Source organism: Methanoculleus sediminis (assembly GCF_001017125.1).
GTDB classification, from domain to species: domain Archaea; phylum Halobacteriota; class Methanomicrobia; order Methanomicrobiales; family Methanoculleaceae; genus Methanoculleus; species Methanoculleus sediminis.
In genome coordinates this window covers 397,585-413,560 of the sequence record NZ_JXOJ01000001.1, presented here as the reverse complement: position 1 = coordinate 413,560, position 15,976 = coordinate 397,585, and the positions used below count along the sequence as shown (strand labels likewise).

17 protein-coding genes are annotated in these 15,976 nt (G+C 61.0%); 16 read left to right on the top strand and 1 reads right to left on the bottom strand.

The window, feature by feature from the left end:
- Window positions 1-155: 155 nt before the first annotated feature.
- The 13 genes from mcrB (at window position 156) to mtrH (ending at window position 10,897) form a co-directional block, all read left to right on the top strand.
- Window positions 156-1,460: a coenzyme-B sulfoethylthiotransferase subunit beta gene (mcrB, locus tag SZ63_RS02115; protein ID WP_048180315.1), complete on the top strand. Its 1,305-nt coding sequence runs from the start codon at window positions 156-158 to the stop codon at window positions 1,458-1,460.
- A gap of 16 nt (window positions 1,461-1,476) precedes the next feature.
- Window positions 1,477-1,953, top strand: a complete 477-nt coding sequence (mcrD, locus tag SZ63_RS02110) for a methyl-coenzyme M reductase operon protein D (protein WP_048180313.1) — start codon at window positions 1,477-1,479, stop codon at window positions 1,951-1,953.
- 1 nt (window position 1,954) lies between these two features.
- The gene (gene mcrC, locus SZ63_RS02105; RefSeq protein WP_048180312.1) at window positions 1,955-2,578 is read left to right on the top strand and encodes a methyl-coenzyme M reductase I operon protein C; all 624 of its coding nucleotides are present in this window, start codon (window positions 1,955-1,957) and stop codon (window positions 2,576-2,578) included.
- 17 nt (window positions 2,579-2,595) lie between these two features.
- The gene (gene mcrG, locus SZ63_RS02100) at window positions 2,596-3,360 is read left to right on the top strand and encodes a coenzyme-B sulfoethylthiotransferase subunit gamma (RefSeq protein ID WP_048180817.1); all 765 of its coding nucleotides are present in this window, start codon (window positions 2,596-2,598) and stop codon (window positions 3,358-3,360) included.
- Between the two features lie 5 nt (window positions 3,361-3,365).
- Window positions 3,366-5,072, top strand: coding sequence for a coenzyme-B sulfoethylthiotransferase subunit alpha (gene mcrA, locus SZ63_RS02095; protein WP_048180309.1), 1,707 nt, complete (start codon window positions 3,366-3,368; stop codon window positions 5,070-5,072).
- A gap of 194 nt (window positions 5,073-5,266) precedes the next feature.
- Complete coding sequence (gene mtrE, locus SZ63_RS02090; RefSeq protein ID WP_048180306.1) at window positions 5,267-6,163, top strand: tetrahydromethanopterin S-methyltransferase subunit E; 897 nt, start codon at window positions 5,267-5,269, stop codon at window positions 6,161-6,163.
- Complete coding sequence (gene mtrD / locus SZ63_RS02085; RefSeq protein WP_048180303.1) at window positions 6,160-7,011, top strand: tetrahydromethanopterin S-methyltransferase subunit D; 852 nt, start codon at window positions 6,160-6,162, stop codon at window positions 7,009-7,011. Before mtrE ends, mtrD begins: the two co-directional genes overlap by 4 nt.
- Window positions 7,012-7,863 (top strand): tetrahydromethanopterin S-methyltransferase subunit MtrC, encoded by an 852-nt coding sequence (gene mtrC, locus SZ63_RS02080; protein WP_048180300.1) that lies wholly within the window; start codon window positions 7,012-7,014, stop codon window positions 7,861-7,863. It abuts the gene before it with no gap.
- The gene (gene mtrB / locus SZ63_RS02075; RefSeq protein WP_048180297.1) at window positions 7,864-8,148 is read left to right on the top strand and encodes a tetrahydromethanopterin S-methyltransferase subunit MtrB; all 285 of its coding nucleotides are present in this window, start codon (window positions 7,864-7,866) and stop codon (window positions 8,146-8,148) included.
- Between the two features lie 13 nt (window positions 8,149-8,161).
- Window positions 8,162-8,887: a tetrahydromethanopterin S-methyltransferase subunit A gene (gene mtrA, locus SZ63_RS02070; protein WP_048180814.1), complete on the top strand. Its 726-nt coding sequence runs from the start codon at window positions 8,162-8,164 to the stop codon at window positions 8,885-8,887.
- Between the two features lie 5 nt (window positions 8,888-8,892).
- Window positions 8,893-9,102 (top strand): tetrahydromethanopterin S-methyltransferase subunit F, encoded by a 210-nt coding sequence (locus SZ63_RS02065; protein WP_048180294.1) that lies wholly within the window; start codon window positions 8,893-8,895, stop codon window positions 9,100-9,102.
- 1 nt (window position 9,103) lies between these two features.
- A complete protein-coding gene (gene mtrA / locus SZ63_RS02060; RefSeq protein WP_048180290.1) occupies window positions 9,104-9,844 on the top strand; it encodes a tetrahydromethanopterin S-methyltransferase subunit A in 741 nt (246 codons plus the stop codon).
- Between the two features lie 15 nt (window positions 9,845-9,859).
- On the top strand, window positions 9,860-10,897 hold the full coding sequence (gene mtrH / locus SZ63_RS02055) for a tetrahydromethanopterin S-methyltransferase subunit H (RefSeq protein ID WP_048180287.1): 1,038 nt from the start codon (window positions 9,860-9,862) through the stop codon (window positions 10,895-10,897).
- A 223-nt stretch (window positions 10,898-11,120) separates the two neighbouring features.
- On the opposite strand, the gene SZ63_RS02050 is transcribed toward mtrH, so the two are convergent.
- The gene (locus SZ63_RS02050; RefSeq protein ID WP_048180284.1) at window positions 11,121-12,086 is read right to left on the bottom strand and encodes an EF-Tu/IF-2/RF-3 family GTPase; all 966 of its coding nucleotides are present in this window, start codon (window positions 12,084-12,086) and stop codon (window positions 11,121-11,123) included.
- 477 nt (window positions 12,087-12,563) lie between these two features.
- On the opposite strand from SZ63_RS02050, the gene SZ63_RS02045 reads away from it, so the two are divergent.
- The 3 genes from SZ63_RS02045 to SZ63_RS02035 all read left to right on the top strand — a co-directional run bounded on the left by SZ63_RS02045 (window position 12,564) and on the right by SZ63_RS02035 (window position 15,968).
- Window positions 12,564-13,514 carry a FecCD family ABC transporter permease gene (locus SZ63_RS02045; protein ID WP_048180282.1) on the top strand — a complete coding sequence of 317 codons (951 nt, stop codon included), beginning with the start codon at window positions 12,564-12,566 and terminating at the stop codon, window positions 13,512-13,514.
- Window positions 13,511-14,767, top strand: a complete 1,257-nt coding sequence (locus SZ63_RS02040) for an ABC transporter ATP-binding protein (protein WP_048180279.1) — start codon at window positions 13,511-13,513, stop codon at window positions 14,765-14,767. The genes SZ63_RS02045 and SZ63_RS02040 overlap by 4 nt, the downstream gene beginning before the upstream one ends.
- Window positions 14,768-14,903: 136 nt before the next feature.
- Window positions 14,904-15,968 carry an ABC transporter substrate-binding protein gene (locus SZ63_RS02035; protein WP_048180277.1) on the top strand — a complete coding sequence of 355 codons (1,065 nt, stop codon included), beginning with the start codon at window positions 14,904-14,906 and terminating at the stop codon, window positions 15,966-15,968.
- Window positions 15,969-15,976: the final 8 nt, after the last annotated feature.

The following is a 15,976-nucleotide window of genomic DNA, read 5'->3' as shown; positions in this document are numbered from 1 at the left end:
ATAAATAGCAATGCTTATATCATCAGAGAAGGTTACTATCATTTTGTCCCACGAGGACGTGCAGTAGTCACCATCAGACACAGTCAGCGATGCTTTTAGTGTTCATTTCACATGCCCGGATTGTATGCACTTAAAGAGGGTAATGGAGGAAAATTATGGCAAAATACAAGGAAACTATTGACCTGTACGATGATGCAGGCAAGCAGTTGAAGAGTGGTGTGCCGCTTGAGAAGATCAGCCCGCTGGTCAACCCGGCGACCAGGAAACTCATCGACCTCACCAAGAGGACGATTGCAGTCAACCTGGGCGGGATTCAGGAAGGCCTGAAGACCGGAAAGGTAGCCAAGGGATATGTCCTCGGGCGTGAGATGAACCTCGACATCATCGGCAACAAGGATGCCATCATCGGAAAGATCAAGGAGATGGTCCAGGTCGAGGAGGGTGACGACACCAACATCCGCGAGTTCGGCGGCGGCAAGCTCATCCTCGTCGAGGTCCCGAAGACCCGTCTCGAGGCCGCATCCACCTACGACGCCGCGATCACCGCAGTCGCATCCGCTGCCACCTTCTCGATCGTCGAGCAGTTCGACATCGGAGCGTTCGACGCAGCGATGGTCAAGGCGGCAGTCTGGGGTTCCTACCCGCACACGATGGACCTTACCGGTGCCAACGTCACGTCCATTCTGTCGATCCCCCAGAACAACGAAGGTCTCGGCTACGCGCTCCGGAACATCCCGGTCAACCACGCCGTGATGATCACCGGCAAGAACGCGATGCAGGGCGCCGCACTCTCGTCCACCTTCGAACAGGCAGGAATGTTTGAGATGGGTAACGCCATCGGACCGTTCGAGCGTGCCCAGCTGCTTACTTACGCTTACCAGGGCCTGAACGCGAACAACCTGGTTTATGACCTCGTCAAGAAGAACGGCGCGACAGGGACCATCGGTACCGTCGTCCAGAGCCTGGTCGAGCGCGCCATCGAAGACAAGGTCATCACGCCGGGCAAGAAGGGTGGGTACTTCCAGTTCTACGACACGAAGGACCCGATGCTCTGGAACGCCTACGCCGCTGCGGGAACCATGGCAGCCACCATGGTCAACTGCGGTGCCGGACGGTTCGCCCAGGCAGTCTCCTCGACGCTCCTGTACTTCAACGACCTGCTCGAACACGAGACCGGCCTCCCCGGCTGTGACTACGGCCGTGTCATGGGTACCGCCGTCGGGTTCTCGTTCTTCAGCCACTCGATCTACGGTGGCGGCGGCCCCGGTATCTTCAACGGCAACCACGTCGTGACCAGGCACGCCGCAGGCGTGGCTATCCCGTGTGTGGTCGCCGCAGCGGCACTCGATGCCGGAACACAGATGTTCTCGCCGGAGAGCACCTCCAAGGTCTACGGCGACACCTTCGGCCAGGTTGACGTCTTCAACAAGCCGATACAGCAGATCGCAAAGGGTGTGTAATAACACAAGGATACCAATGACCGAAGCCATATACCCTCAGGTTCGAATCGTTTCTGCGCGATTCCTCAGACCCGATACGGTGGAACAACTTCTGAACAGGCTTGTTCGGATCGGCGGGATTCTCCGGATGTCTCTTACCGGACAGAATCTTCCCGCCACCGTTCCCTACGGCCCGGCACGGGGGAAACCCAACCCCCACCCGGACCGCAAGGTCATCCGTGTCGGAGACCAGGACGTCCAGCTCCAGGTACAGGTCGGAACCGTAATCCTGGAACTCGAGGACGAGTCGTACATCCCGGCCATCGAGGAAGCGGTCGACGAAGTCTTTGCCGATAAGGACTTCTCCTGCACCGTCCAGAAGGGGCGGTTCATGAAGACCACCCCGACGGTGTCCGACTACGCGAAATACGGACCTGACGCCGACAGAGAAATTCTCGGGCTCGTCGATCCCAGGAAGAAAGGCGGTCCCGTTATCATTCAGGGAAACAAGTGAGATGCCAATCGGAAGAGTAACCCAGGTTGTCGATTGCCGCGAGAGCATGGGGATGGGAAAAGGAGGCGGTCTCGCCCAGCGGGGCACCATCTCCGAGACCAGGTCCCCGGATGTGATCGTGATTGGAATGTCCCCCGGCCGCAGGCACGTGACGAAACCGGTCTGCGACATCACCTCCGGTCTCCGGAGGGAGGGGGCGGAGTTCTCCGTGACCACGCTCGTCCTCAACGCAGGAAGCGGGGTTCCGGCGGATTCGCCCGTCGCGGGTCACGTTCTCGGAGCCTATTTCGGACTGACGGAGAAAGAGATCGCCCAGATCGAGCAGCACAAGGTAGCCATCCTGCATCACGGGAACGTCCGCTCCCATGTGGTGCAGAAAGTCCGGTTCATCCTTGAGCATGCGAACATCAAGGCCATCGTCGTATCCCAGGTCCCGATCGACTTCGAGGATCTCGCAAAAGAGGGAATCAGGACCGCGGCGGTTATGCCGCCGCCCGACCGGACGAAGACGAAAGGCATCGTGATGGATATCGTCAGCGGCGTAACAAGGGGTCAGACACCGGGCAGGGAAAAATTGGCAGAGGTCATTCGTGCCGTTATGAAAGTGCTAAAAAGCCCAACATGAATGAGGTGAAAGAAAACATGGCATACAAGCCCCAATACGGACCGGGTACATCCAACGTCGCCGCAAACCGGCGCAAGCAGATGGACCCCAACCAGAAGCTTGAGAAAATGCGTGACGTAACCGATGAGGACATCGTGCTTATCCTCGGCCACAGGGCGCCGGGAGCCGCCTATCCGACGGCCCACCCGCCGCTCGCCGAGCAGCAGGAGCCCGACTGCCCCATCAGGAAGATCGTAACCCCGACGGAGGGTGCCAAGGCCGGCGACCGTGTCCGCTACATCCAGTTTGCGGACTCGATGTTCTTCGCCCCCTGCCAGCCCTACCAGAGGACCTACACCGAGTGCTACCGCTTCCGCGGTATCGACCCCGGTACGCTCTCCGGCCGTCAGATCGTCGAGTGCCGCGAGCGTGACCTGGAGAAGTACTCCAAGGAACTCATCGAGACCGAACTCCTCGACCCGGCCCGCACCGGCATCCGCGGCGCGACCGTGCACGGCCACTCGCTCCGTCTTGCCGAGAACGGCATGATGTTCGACATGCTCCAGAGGAGCGTCCTTGGCGAGGACGGCATCGTCCGCTACGTCAAGAACCAGATCGGCGAGCCCCTCGACCGTGCGGTTGCCGTCGGCAAGCCGCTCGACGAGAAGTGGCTCAAGGCGCACACGACGATCTTCCACTCGCTCGGCGGCACTGCATACCGTGACGACAAGGAATATGTCGAGTACGTCCAGCGCATCCACACGCTGCGAACAAAATACGGGTTCCTACCGAAGGAGGCCTGATTCCAATGGCAAAGATTGAGAGAACCCAGAAGCTCTTCCTGAAATCCCTCAAGGAGAAGTTCCAGGGCCAGGACGTCCAGTCCGAGACGACCGAGTTCTACAAGTTCAACGGCTACCACCAGTCTCCCCGCAAGGAGGAGTTCGTGAAGGCCAGCCGTGCCGTCGAGATGGACCGCGGCATCTCCATGTACGACCCCGTACGCTGCCACCTGGGCGGTATCCCGCTCGGCCAGCGCCAGCTGATGACCTACGAGGTCTCCGGCACCGGCGTCTTCGTGGAGGGTGACGACCTGCACTTCGTCAACAACGCTGCGATGCAGCAGATGTGGGACGATATCAGGAGGACCGTCATCGTCAACATGGACCTCGCCCACCAGACGCTGCAGAAGCGTCTCGGCAAGGAAGTCACCCCCGAGACGATCAACGAGTACCTCCACGTGCTGAACCACGCGATGCCCGGTGCGGCCGTCGTTCAGGAGCACATGGTCGAGACTCACCCCGGCCTCGTCGACGACTGTTACGTCAAGGTCTTCACCGGCGACCAGGAACTCGCCGACGACCTCGAGCCGCAGTTCGTCCTCGATGTCGAGAAGCTCTTCCCCGGAAAGCAGGCCGAAGCGCTCTCCGCAGCCGTAGGGAAGTCCCTCTGGCAGGCGATCCACATCCCGACCACGGTCTCCCGGACCTGCGACGGTGGAACGACCTCCCGGTGGTCTGCGATGCAGATCGGTATGTCCTTCATCGGTGCCTACCGTATGTGCGCCGGTGAAGCGGCCGTCGCCGACCTCTCCTACGCCGCGAAGCACGCAGGCGTCATCCAGATGGCGTCCCACCTGCCCGCCCGGCGTGCCCGTGGCCCGAACGAGCCCGGCGGTATCGGATTCGGTCTCTTCAGCGACATCATCCAGGCGAACCGGAAGTACCCGAACGACCCCGCAAAGGCCTCCCTTGAGGTCGTCGGTGCCGGAACCATGCTGTTCGACCAGATCTGGCTCGGCTCCTACATGTCCGGCGGTGTCGGATTCACGCAGTACGCAACCGCGGCCTACACCGACAACATCCTCGATGAGTTCACCTACTACGGTATGGACTACATCAAGGACAAGTACAAGGTCGACTGGAAGAACCCGAGCGCAGACGACAAGGTCAAGCCGACCTACGACATCGTCAACGACATCTCGACCGAGGTCGCCCTGAACGGCATGGAGCAGTACGAGCAGTACCCGACCATGATGGAGGACCACTTCGGCGGTTCCCAGCGTGCCGGTGTCCTTGCCGCTGCGTCCGGTCTCTCCGCCTCGATCGCAACCGGAAACTCCAACGCCGGCCTGAACGCCTGGTACCTCTGCATGCTCCTGCACAAGGACGGATGGTCGCGTCTCGGCTTCTTCGGCTACGACCTCCAGGACCAGTGCGGTTCCGCGAACTCCCTCTCCATCCGTGGAGACGAGGGCGCGATCGGCGAGGTCCGTGGCCCGAACTACCCGAACTACGCGATGAACGTCGGCCACCAGGGCGAGTACGCCGCGATCACCGGCGGTGCCCACTACGGCCGCGGCGACGCGTGGTGCTTCGACCCGCGGGTGAAGATCTGCTTCGCCGACCCCGCGCTGAAGTTCGACTTCGCCGAGCCCCGTCGCGAGTTCGCGAAGGGTGCCATCCGCGAATTCATGCCCGCCGGCGAGCGTTCGCTCATCATTCCGGCCCGGTAAACCCAGATCAACTTTTTTTTCCCTAGCGTAACCCAACATGCCTAAAAAAGACATTCCGGCCTATTTTTTACGTTTCGTTGCGATATCGGCGCAACTTTTCGAAACCTTTAATTAAGTCATAAACAACTGTTAAATGAACCAAAAAGGTTTTGAACTCATACTCCGGTGCCATGAGCACCGGAGGAGGATGCTGAATGGAAGAGATCGTATTTGGCATCGGCATTACCGCATTGGCAGGTGCTCTTGCAACCGTCGCCGGCGCTGCGGAAGACACTGAATCTGATATCGGATCACAGGGTGACCCGAACTCGCAGGTTCAGCTGGCTCCGCAGATGGGATATATTCACCGCATCTTCAACAAGGCAGTTGCCGGTGAACCTCCCGCGTACGGCCTATGGGTTGCTCTGGGTGCAGGCCTTGCTTGGGCATTCATGGCGATGCAGATAAACCCGATACTTGCAATCGTGCTCGGGAGCGCTCTCGCGGTCTTCGTGCAGGGCGTGTATGCGACTACCGCATACCTCGGCCGTACTGCAAGTCTCGCCAAGTTCGGACAGCCGGTCTATATCGATATCCTGAAATCGATGACGACCGTGACCATGGCACACGCGTTCGTAGCAATCTTCACCACCGTCGCGATGTGTCACCTGATGATCAGCGCGCTCGGCCACCCCTTCCCGCTCCCGCTTCTCGGGCTCGTCTGGGGTATCGCACTCGGTGCGGCCGGGTCTGCAACCGGTAACCCGTTCTACGGAAAGGAGCGGCAGTACCAGGAGCAGAAATTCGGAGCAGGCGTTCCGATCTCTGCGTCCGGAAACATCGTCCGCTACGCCGAGGCCGGCCAGCGGAACTCGCTCGACAACGGTTTCTTCAGCGCCAAACTCGGCGGCCCCGCGTCGGGTATCTGTTTTGGCCTGATCGTCTTCTTCGAACTCTGGCGTACCGTGGTCTTCGAAGAACTCAACATCTGGGGACCGATCATCGTCGGTGTCGTCGTTATCCTGATCTTTGCCATCATCGACCGCTACATCGAGGTCTGGGCAAGGAAGAACTTCGGCCCGTACACGACCCCTGAGGAGGCATCGTCATGAGCGCACTCGGTGGGCCTAAACAGACGGGAGGCGTCCAGTCCCCGACGGCAATAGGTATCGTCATCAGCATCGTTCTTATCATCGTTGCGCTCGGACTCGCCTACTACCTCGTACAGATGGCCGGAGTGATTGCCCTCGTCGGCATCATCATCGGCGGTGTCCTGGTCGCATTCGGCGTCCACTTCGTCCCGGTCGGCGGTGCTCCCGCTGCAATGGGGCAGTCGCCCGGTATCGCGACCGGTGTCGCGATGCTCGCGGCCGGTGCCGGCCTTGCCGGACTCTTCGGCGGCGCATGGGCCGCTCCGTTCGGACTCGCTGTCGCCCTCGCGGGCGGTGCGGTCGGCGGCGGTCTCCTGATGGCGATCACCTGTACGATGGTCAACGTCATCTACATCTTCGGCATGGGTATCCCGGCAGCATCCGGTAAGGTCGACAAGGACCCGATCACGGGCGACACCTTCCCCGAGTACAAGAGCCAGGGTACCGAGGGGCACGGCCTCCCGTTCATCTCCTGGATCGGCGGCGTCGTCGGCGGCGCACTCGGAGGTCTTGGGGGCACGCTCATCTACCTCGAGCTCCTCGACATCTACCAGGCACAGCTTCCCGTACTGCTGAACGCCACGGTCGAGCAGATCGCGCCCGTCGCAATCTCGCTTGCCGGCATCTTCGCGGTCGCCATGTTCCTGATCAACGCCGTGCTTGCGGCATACAACATCACCGGTACCATCGAAGGGCCGCACGACCCCAAGTTCAAGCGGTTCCCGAGAGCGATCATCGCAGCCGCCGTGGCATCCGCCGTTGCAGGCATCTTTGCGATCGCGCTCCTCGAACTGGTGGGGGTATTCTAAATGTCAGTGAAAGTTGAAGTCGGCGCAGGCGGCATCCCGCACAACCAGGTCCTGATCTACGGTCTTGTCGGATCGCTCGTCCTGATTTACCTGACATACCTGAACACGTACTTCCAGACCCAGTACTTCGCGTTCTTCGGCGGGCTTGCCGCCGTCGCCGCGCTCATCTGGGGTACCGACACGATCAAGCATCTCTGCAGTTACGGTCTCGGTACCGGTGTCCCGTCTGCGGGTATGATCGCCCTCGGGTCCGGCGTCATCGCCGCGCTCTTCGGAGCCACGACCGGTGTGCTCGCACCCATCGTGACGGTCATCATCGCAGCAATCATCGGCGCGGTCGCCGGACTGATGGCAAACGCCGTGGTCAGGATGGACATCCCGGTCATGGTCATCTCGCTGATCGAGCTTGCCATCGTCGGTGCAATGACGGTGCTCGGCCTCGCGGCCATGGCCTGCGGAACGTTCGAGTTCCTCGGCATGATCACCGGCACGGTATCCATCCTCGGGTTCACCATACAGACCTACGAGACATCGGTCATCGGCGGCAGCATCATCGCCGTGATCTTCATGCTCGGCGCTATCGCCATCCAGCACTCCTTCAACGCCTGTCTCGGGCCGGGAGAGCAGCAGGACCGGACACTCACGCTCGCCGCGGAGTGCGGATTCCTGAGCATGATCACCGTCGCGATCATCTCGTTCGCGTTCATCGGCATGTATGCCGCTCTCGTCGCACTGGTGGTCTCCATCATCGGGTGGTTCTACACCTACAGGAAGTACATCGCGCTCTCGAAGCGTGACGCCTACGCATGGCTCGACGCTCAGCCCATTATGGAGCCCAAAGGAGGTGCCTAAATGGCGTACGTTCAGGTACTGCCCGAGTTCGGTCTGGTCGTCGACCCGATGGTCGGCGTTGTCACCACCGCCGGTGTCTCGTACACCCCCGTGCTCGAGCAGGTGACGGAACTTGAGAAGATTACCGACGACCTGGTCGGCATGCTCTCCGGAGAGGGCAACTTCCTGGCATCGTTCCCGAACAGGGAAGGTGTTCTCAACGTCGCCGGAGGCGTGACCGCATTCTGGTACGGCATGGCAATCGGCCTTCTGGTTGCCGGTGTCGTCGTATTAGGACTGCTGTGAGGTGAAGAAGAACATGGTTGAAAAGAAATCACCGGCCAGCGGATGGCCGATCGTTCAGGGCGACTTCCATACAGGAGATGCACAGAGCTGCGTCGGCGTCGTCACCATGGGATCCCACCTCGACGAGCAGGGCATCTGCGATGCCGGAGCGGCAATCGCCGGGTCCTGCAAGACCGAGAACCTCGGCCTTGAGAAGATCATCGCGAACGTCATCTCCAACCCCAACATCAGGTTCATCCTCTGCTGCGGTACGGAGGTCAAGGGACACCTGTCCGGGCAGAGCTTCATAGCCCTGCATGAAGGCGGAGTCTCCGGCGGAAAGATTGTCGGCGCCCAGGGAGCCATCCCGTTCATCGAGAACCTCTCCGACGAAGCGATCAAGCGCTTCCAGGAACAGGTCGAGATGGTCAACATCATGGAAAGCGAAGACATGGGCGCCATCAAGGCCAAGATCGACGAGCTCAAGGCCAGAGACCCCGGTGCCTTCGGCGCGGAACCCATGATTGTCGAGGTCAAGGAAGCAGGCGGTGCCGGCGCGGAGGAAGCGACCGGCGAGGTACAGCCGCTCTCCGGCGAACTGGCACTGGTACACGCACGGATGAAAGTCATCGAGCGGATGGTCACCGACATAGGCTATCGCAACAAATTTGCCGCCGGCGTCTACGCGGGCAAGATCGAGGGCCTCATGATCGGCCTGATCGTCTCGTTCGTGATTCTGGGGTTCATCTTGCTGGGGTGAGATAAATGGCAGAAGAAGTTACACAGGCAGGCCCCATCCGGATGACGGCAATCAACAACATGATGGACTCCATCCGGTACAAGGCGCAGATCCTTGCCCGCACGACCAAACTCGAGTCGGGCATCATGGGCATGGGGATCCTCGGATTCGCGATCGGGCTCATCGTAGCCGTGCTTCTGATTGTGATTCCGGCACTGATGCTGGGGGCGATCTAACATGGTTGAGAAGAAATCACCGGCCAGCGGATGGCCGATCGTCCAGGGCGACTTCCATACAGGAGATGCACAGAGCTGCGTCGGCGTCGTCACCATGGGATCCCACCTCGACGAGCAGGGCATCTGCGATGCCGGAGCGGCAATCGCCGGGTCCTGCAAGACCGAGAACCTCGGCCTTGAGAAGATCATCGCGAACGTCATCTCCAACCCCAACATCAGGTTCATCCTCTGCTGCGGTACGGAGGTCAAGGGACACCTGTCCGGGCAGAGCTTCATTGCCCTGCACGAAGGCGGAGTCTCCGGCGGAAAGATTGTCGGCGCCCAGGGAGCCATCCCGTTCATCGAGAACCTCTCCGACGAAGCGATCAAGCGCTTCCAGGAACAGGTCGAGATGGTCAACATCATGGAAAGCGAGGACATGGGTGCCATCAAGGCCAAGATCGACGAGCTCAAGGCCAGAGACCCCGGCGCCTTCGGCGCGGAACCCATGGTCGTCGAGGTCAAGGAAGCAGGAGGCGGTGCGGCGGAAGTTGCCGTTGCAGGCGCAAACCCGCAGTTCCTTGAGATCGAGGAGAGGCTCAACGCCATCGAGGAGAGGATCGAGTTCGTCGATGCCGAGATCGCCCAGCGCGTCGGAAGAAAGATCGGGCGCGATATCGGCATCCTGTACGGACTGGTCGCAGGTTTGATTGTATTCATGATGTTGTTGGTATTACTGCCCAAATTGATTGGGTATCTGTAAGGAGGATTGACGAATATGTTCAAATTCGAAAAAGAGCAGACGGTACACGACTTCAACGGTACCAAGATCGGCGGGCAGCCTGGAGAATACCCGACCGTGCTCGGTGCATCCATCTTCTACAACAAGCACGAAGTTGTACTGGATGACCACACCGGAAAGATTGACAAGGCAAAGGCAGAGGCGCTCTGGAACCGCTGCCAGGAACTCTCGGATATTACGGGCATCCCGCACTTCATCCAGATGATCGCGGAATACGGCGAGGCCTTCGACAGTTACATCGACTGGTTCTGCAGCATCGATGACAAGACCGCGTTCCTGATGGACTCATCGGCACCCACGGCGCTCGCCCACGCGTGCGAGTACGTCACCCAGGCAGGCGTCGCCGACCGTGCGATCTACAACTCGATCAACGGTTCGATCCTGCCCGAGAACATCGAGGCGCTCGCAAAGAGCGACGTGAACGCAGCCATCGTCCTCGCCTTCAACCCCGGCGACCCGTCGGTCTCCGGCCGTGAGAAGGTTCTGGTCGAGGGCGGCGTCGCCGGACAGGAGATGGGTATGCTTGAGATCGCGGAGAAGTGCGGAATCACCCGCCCGATCCTCGACACCGCGGCAACCCCACTCGGTCTCGGCTCCGGCGGCTCCTACCGTGAGATCCTCGCCTGCAAGGCGATCCACGGTCTGCCCACCGGCGGTGCCTACCACAACATGACCGTCTCCTGGACCTGGCTGAAGCGCTGGAAGGGATCGAAGAAGGTTCCCTCGCAGCAGCTTGCCGGTCTCGAGGGCAAGGAAGGGCTCGTCGAGCAGCTCACCCACCACTACCTCGGCGGCACGGACGGTATGCGCCAGGCGGCCTGGTCTGCACCCGATATCGGCTGCAACATGATTGCAAGCACCCTCGGTGCCGACCTTATCATGTACGGCCCGATCGAGAACGTGGAAGCGATGATCACCGCGCAGGCTTACACCGACATCGTCGTGCTGGAAGCAGTGCGCGACCTCGGCATCGAGCCCCAGGTGGACACCCACCCGTTCTTCAGGCTCATCTAAACCCTACTTTTTTGCTACCCGGTTATTTTCGCCCCGATCTTCCGGAGCGAAGCATCCTTCCGGCGTGAATCTTCAGGTCTCCTGACCGATGAGCGCGTAAAGGCATCGGAAATCAGGTAAGTTCCGTTTTTCGAGGCCGCAGGCCACGAACGCCGTCAGCCGAAACGCCTGAAAAAAGAAGAGTATGCTATCCGCAAGGTGGGGAACTACCCGTCCTGACCACTCACACCAGCTCGATATGTCCGGCGATCCGGAGTTTCCCGCCCTCGAGATAGTGGAGAACCGCCGCATCCCCCGGGAGGTAGACGAGATCCCGCTCAAGCGCAAGCGTGAGCGTCGGCTGTCGCCAGTCCCCGTCGTCCCGCACCGCCTCCACCCGCGCCGGGATGAACTGCATCCAGTGGCCGAGGTGGAGCACCGTTCCCGCCGTGAGCGGCGCCGGCCAGTATTTGACCAGGGTCGCCCGTGCCTCGATCGTCATCCCGGTCCGGATCGCGGGGTCGTCGGAGAGGACGAAGCCGCGGTCGAGATCGTCGGACTCGATGTTCTTGAGCGCGAGCCCCACGCGGTCGCCTTCCGCTGCCCAATCGAAGTCGTCGTCGTGCTTCTGGATCGACCGCACCGTGATTGCCTGCTCCCCCGGATAGACCTTCAGGGTATCGTGTTTCCTGATACCGCCCCGCACCACGCCGCCGAGGATGACCGTCCCGATGCCGCGGACGTTGAAATGGTGATCGATGGGGATGGTCCCCACGGCACCGGCGGCGGGCGCGATGGAGGAGCGGGCATGCGCCGCGCCGAGCAGGAGATCGCGCAGGGCGATCGGATCTTCGTCCACGAACTCGTAGTGTTCGAGCACCGTCCCGCGCAGGAGCGGCGCGACGTCTTCCGGGGTCAGGTAGTTCTGGAGGACGACGTAGCCCCGCTCCACCACCGCCTCATTGAGCATCAGCACCCACTCCCCGAGCATCGGCGTGATCTCGCTCACCACGACGAGAGCCGCATCCGCCATCGATGCGGCGTAGAAGAGCGGTGCCAGCCGTTCGGGATACCGGGTGGGCTCGACGATAGTGACGGTGTCCTCGCCTTTCTTCAGGTTATAGAAGGTTATATCGGATTCCGTGCCCTTCTTCCCGAGGTCTTTTGCGTAACCGGCGGGTCCCAGCACGGCAACATTCAGATTGCCCATATGCCTGATCTCTTGGTTATGCAGGGGTATGAGGTTTGCTCCATGCTCAGTACTCCACTCTTTTTGACATCCGAGATCGAGCAATGTCCGCACCTCCGGTGCTCAAACTCCGGGTATCATCCATCGCCCTTCGCGCCCTTTGCGCCTTCGCGTGAGGTGACGGTAGGCGTAGTGCCGAGATTTCACGCGAAGAACGCGAAGCCGCGAAGCGCACCGGGTCGGAGCATGAGAAGAACTGAAGGGTGCGATGGGCTGAACACCCGGAGTTTGAGCAACCGTCAGGTTGCGACGGGAGTCAATGTTTTGAACACCTGGAGGGCTGTCTAAAACATTTTAGCGAAACACTGGTGCTGCCTGGGGGAGACTATATCCGCGCATCACCGCAATCCTGCACGCAAACACCCGGTCAGGGGGCGGGAACCGGCGCAATAAATCCAAATGAATTTTAATAAATGTAACTTAATTTTATGAGCACATATGCGGAGAACAGCACCGATCATCATCCTGACGCTCATTTGCGCGCTTCTCGTCAGCATGGCCGCTGCGGTCGCTCTCGGACCGAGCGTGATCTCCTTTGGATCGCTCTTCACCTCGGATAACGCGTGGATGATCCTCTGGGAGATCCGGCTGCCGAGGGTGATCACCGCGGCGCTGGTCGGGTGCGGGCTTGCCGTGGCAGGCACGGCCATGCAGGCGCTGTTCCGAAACCCCATGGCCGACCCCTACATCATCGGCACGTCGTCGGGCGGAGCGCTCGGGGCTACGCTCGCAATCGTCCTCTTTGCCGGTACCGGACGCACCGTGCTTGCATTCGCCGGGGCGATGATCGCAACGTTTACCGTCTACTTCATCGCCCGCAGAGGGGGCAAGATCCCGGTCGAGACGCTCCTGCTCTCCGGTGTCGCCCTCGCGACGCTTCTGTCGGCACTCCTCTCCTTCCTCATGTACACCGCAGGGCGGAGCCTGCACCAGATCATGTTCTGGCTGATGGGCGGATTCTGGAACATATCATGGAACGACGTCATCGTCGCTCTTCTCATCCTGATCGGGGGCGCAGGAATCTACCTCTTCGCACGCGACCTCAATATCCTCGCCCTGAACGAAGAGGACGCAACCCACCTCGGGGTGAACGTCGAGCGGGCGAAACAGATCCTCCTCGCACTGAGCGCGTTCGTGACGGGAATAGCCGTTGCAGTGGCCGGGTCAATCGGGTTCATCGGCCTGATCACCCCGCACGTGATGCGGCTGATCGTCGGCCCCGACCACCGTTTCCTCTTTCCCGCGGCCGCGCTTGCAGGTGCCATCCTCCTCGTATGGGCGGACGCGCTCACGCGAACTTTCACGAGCGACATGCCGGTCGGCATCCTGACCGCCTGCTTCGGCGCACCGTTCTTCATATACCTCCTCCGGAGCCGGATGAAAGCATGAAACCGATTGAAATCATCGATATCGACGTCTCCTACGGCGCAAAGAAGATCCTCGAAGCAATCACGTTCCACGCGGACGCAGGCGAGATCCTCGGTATCGTCGGGCCGAACGGATCGGGAAAGACGACGCTCCTGAGAGCGATGAGCAGGGTCGTCGCCCGGGATAACGGAGAGATCCGGCTTGACGACCGGGATCTGGACTCGCTCGGGCACCGCGAACTCGCGCGCCGGGTCGCGGTCGTTCCGCAGGATATCTCGATCGGCTTCGACTATACGGTGCGCGACGTCGTCATGATGGGAAGGCACCCCTACATCGGACGGTTCGCCTCCGAGACGGCCCGGGACGTGGAGATCTGCGACCATGCCATGCTTCTAGCAAACGTCGCACACCTCGCCGGGGCGTCGGTGCACGAGATCAGCGGCGGGGAACGCCAGCGCGTGCTCATAGCACGGGCGCTCGCGCAGGAACCGAAGATCCTGCTGCTCGATGAAGCAACCTCGAACCTCGACGTCAGCCACCAGGTCGAGATCCTCAACATCATCAGGGATCTCGCGGGCGAGATCACGGTCGTAAGCGTCTTTCACGACCTGAACCTGGCCGCATACTACTGCGACCGGCTCCTGCTCCTCAAAGACCGGAAGGTCTACGCCGCAGGAACGCCCGCGGCGGTCCTGACCCGTGAGAACATCCGCGAGATCTTCGGGATGGAAATGCTCGTCAAACCGCACCCGCTTACGGGAAAACCGTACGTCCTGCCGGTATACATGCACCAGTCGAGTGCGGGGGAGAACCGGCGGGTGCACGTCGTCTGCGGCGGGGGAACGGGCTCCGATATCCTCCACCTTCTCCATGCTGCCGGTTTCACGGTCACCTGCGGCGTCTTGAACGTCCTCGACACGGACTACGGGACGGCCATGCACCTCGGCCTTCCCTGTGTCGTAGAGCCCCCGTTTCACGGCATCACCCCGGAATCGCTCTCGGGCCTCAGGAAGTGCCTGGACAGCGCAGACGCCGTCATCGTTACGGCAATGCCGATAGGCAGGGGGAACCTCGACAATCTCCGGGTGCTGCTCGAGTATCCGGCAACGCCCGTACTCTTCTACGCAAGAGACCGGAGCACCCGTATGGAAGACTACACCGGGGGCGAAGCAGGTACGGTGCTCGCGAACCTGGAGGCGCGCGGGGCGCTCCGGGTCGAGGGGGCGGAGGAACTTCTTGCCCGCCTCTCGCGAGACGGCTCCGAACGCGATTGAACCCCGGGCATCGAACCCGCCGGTATGCGCCGAATCGTTCCGGGAAGAGGAAACCTGCGGGCGGCAAACACTTCAACGCCATAGCGGGATTCCGGTTTGTAAATTATTATTACCCCAACGCAAGTGTACTATAGTAATGCAAACCACGCGCCTGATACTCTCTGTTGCATCGCTCGTCGTTCTGCTCCTGCTCGCCGGAACGGCCGGTGCGTCACCCGTGCCTCCCGAAGAACCGCTCGCAACGGCGGACGGCGGTGAACGATCCGTGGCGGTGGCCGACGACTCCGGAAAGACCGTCGTCATACAGGGAATACCGCAGAAAATCGTCTCGCTCGCGCCTTCCAATACCGAGATCCTGTATGCCCTCGGGCTCGAGGACCGCATCGTCGCCGTCACCGAACGCTGCGACTACCCGCCGGCAACAGCCGACAAGCCCAGGGTAGGCGGTTTCAGCACCGTCAACATCGAGAAGGTGATCGCTGCAGAACCCGATCTGATCTTCGCCGCGCCCGCCAACACCGAAGAAGTCATCGACCGCCTGCGATCGCTCGGGATGACCGTGGTCATCCTCGACCCGCAGACGATCGACGGTGTCCTGCACGACATCGAACTCGCCGGAAGGGCGACCGGGCAGGAAGAACAGGCTTCGGCGCTCATCGAAGAACTCCAGGCGCGCATAGAAGTTGTTGCCGAAAAGGCGGCCGAGAGCCGGGTCGAACAGCCGTCCGTTGCCCACGTCATCTGGCACGACCCGCTCTGGGTCAGCGGCCGGGGAACGTTCCAGAACGAGGTGATCACGCTGGCCGGCGGGACCAACGCGTTCGGCTCGGTCGACGGCTGGAGCATCATCAGCCTCGAGGAGTTCATCACCACGAATCCCGACTACATCCTGGTCAGTTCGGGCAGCGGCATGGACCGGGACGGATACGATGCCATCTACAACTACATCATAAACGAGTCCCGCCTGCAGAGGCTCGACGCGGTCAGGAACGACCGCGTTTACGTCATCGACGCTGACGTCGTCAGCCGCGGAAGCCCGCGGATCGTGGATGCGCTGGAAGAAGTGGCGGGCTACCTCCATCCGGACACCGCCGGGCCGGGCACGCCGAAGGCAACCGGGACGGTTCAATCACCGGGATTCGGCGCGATCCCGCTCATCTGCGCATTATCCGCAGCCGTTCTGCTTCTGCGGAAGAGGTAGGCCGGAAC

Excerpts from the sequence above, each read along its gene's own strand:
- mcrB (WP_048180315.1), top strand. The coding sequence starts at position 156 with ATGGCAAAATACAAGGAAACTATTGACCTGTACGATGATGCAGGCAAG.
- mtrC (WP_048180300.1), top strand. The coding sequence starts at position 7,012 with ATGTCAGTGAAAGTTGAAGTCGGCGCAGGCGGCATCCCGCACAACCAG.
- mtrA (WP_048180814.1), top strand. The coding sequence starts at position 8,162 with ATGGTTGAAAAGAAATCACCGGCCAGCGGATGGCCGATCGTTCAGGGC.
- SZ63_RS02035 (WP_048180277.1), top strand. The coding sequence starts at position 14,904 with ATGCAAACCACGCGCCTGATACTCTCTGTTGCATCGCTCGTCGTTCTG.
- SZ63_RS02050 (WP_048180284.1), bottom strand. The coding sequence starts at position 12,086 with ATGGGCAATCTGAATGTTGCCGTGCTGGGACCCGCCGGTTACGCAAAA.
- mcrC (WP_048180312.1), top strand. The coding sequence starts at position 1,955 with ATGCCAATCGGAAGAGTAACCCAGGTTGTCGATTGCCGCGAGAGCATG.
- mcrD (WP_048180313.1), top strand. The coding sequence starts at position 1,477 with ATGACCGAAGCCATATACCCTCAGGTTCGAATCGTTTCTGCGCGATTC.
- mtrA (WP_048180290.1), top strand. The coding sequence starts at position 9,104 with ATGGTTGAGAAGAAATCACCGGCCAGCGGATGGCCGATCGTCCAGGGC.
- mtrH (WP_048180287.1), top strand. The coding sequence starts at position 9,860 with ATGTTCAAATTCGAAAAAGAGCAGACGGTACACGACTTCAACGGTACC.
- mtrD (WP_048180303.1), top strand. The coding sequence starts at position 6,160 with ATGAGCGCACTCGGTGGGCCTAAACAGACGGGAGGCGTCCAGTCCCCG.
- mtrB (WP_048180297.1), top strand. The coding sequence starts at position 7,864 with ATGGCGTACGTTCAGGTACTGCCCGAGTTCGGTCTGGTCGTCGACCCG.
- SZ63_RS02065 (WP_048180294.1), top strand. The coding sequence starts at position 8,893 with ATGGCAGAAGAAGTTACACAGGCAGGCCCCATCCGGATGACGGCAATC.
- mcrA (WP_048180309.1), top strand. The coding sequence starts at position 3,366 with ATGGCAAAGATTGAGAGAACCCAGAAGCTCTTCCTGAAATCCCTCAAG.
- SZ63_RS02040 (WP_048180279.1), top strand. The coding sequence starts at position 13,511 with ATGAAACCGATTGAAATCATCGATATCGACGTCTCCTACGGCGCAAAG.
- SZ63_RS02045 (WP_048180282.1), top strand. The coding sequence starts at position 12,564 with ATGCGGAGAACAGCACCGATCATCATCCTGACGCTCATTTGCGCGCTT.
- mcrG (WP_048180817.1), top strand. The coding sequence starts at position 2,596 with ATGGCATACAAGCCCCAATACGGACCGGGTACATCCAACGTCGCCGCA.
- mtrE (WP_048180306.1), top strand. The coding sequence starts at position 5,267 with ATGGAAGAGATCGTATTTGGCATCGGCATTACCGCATTGGCAGGTGCT.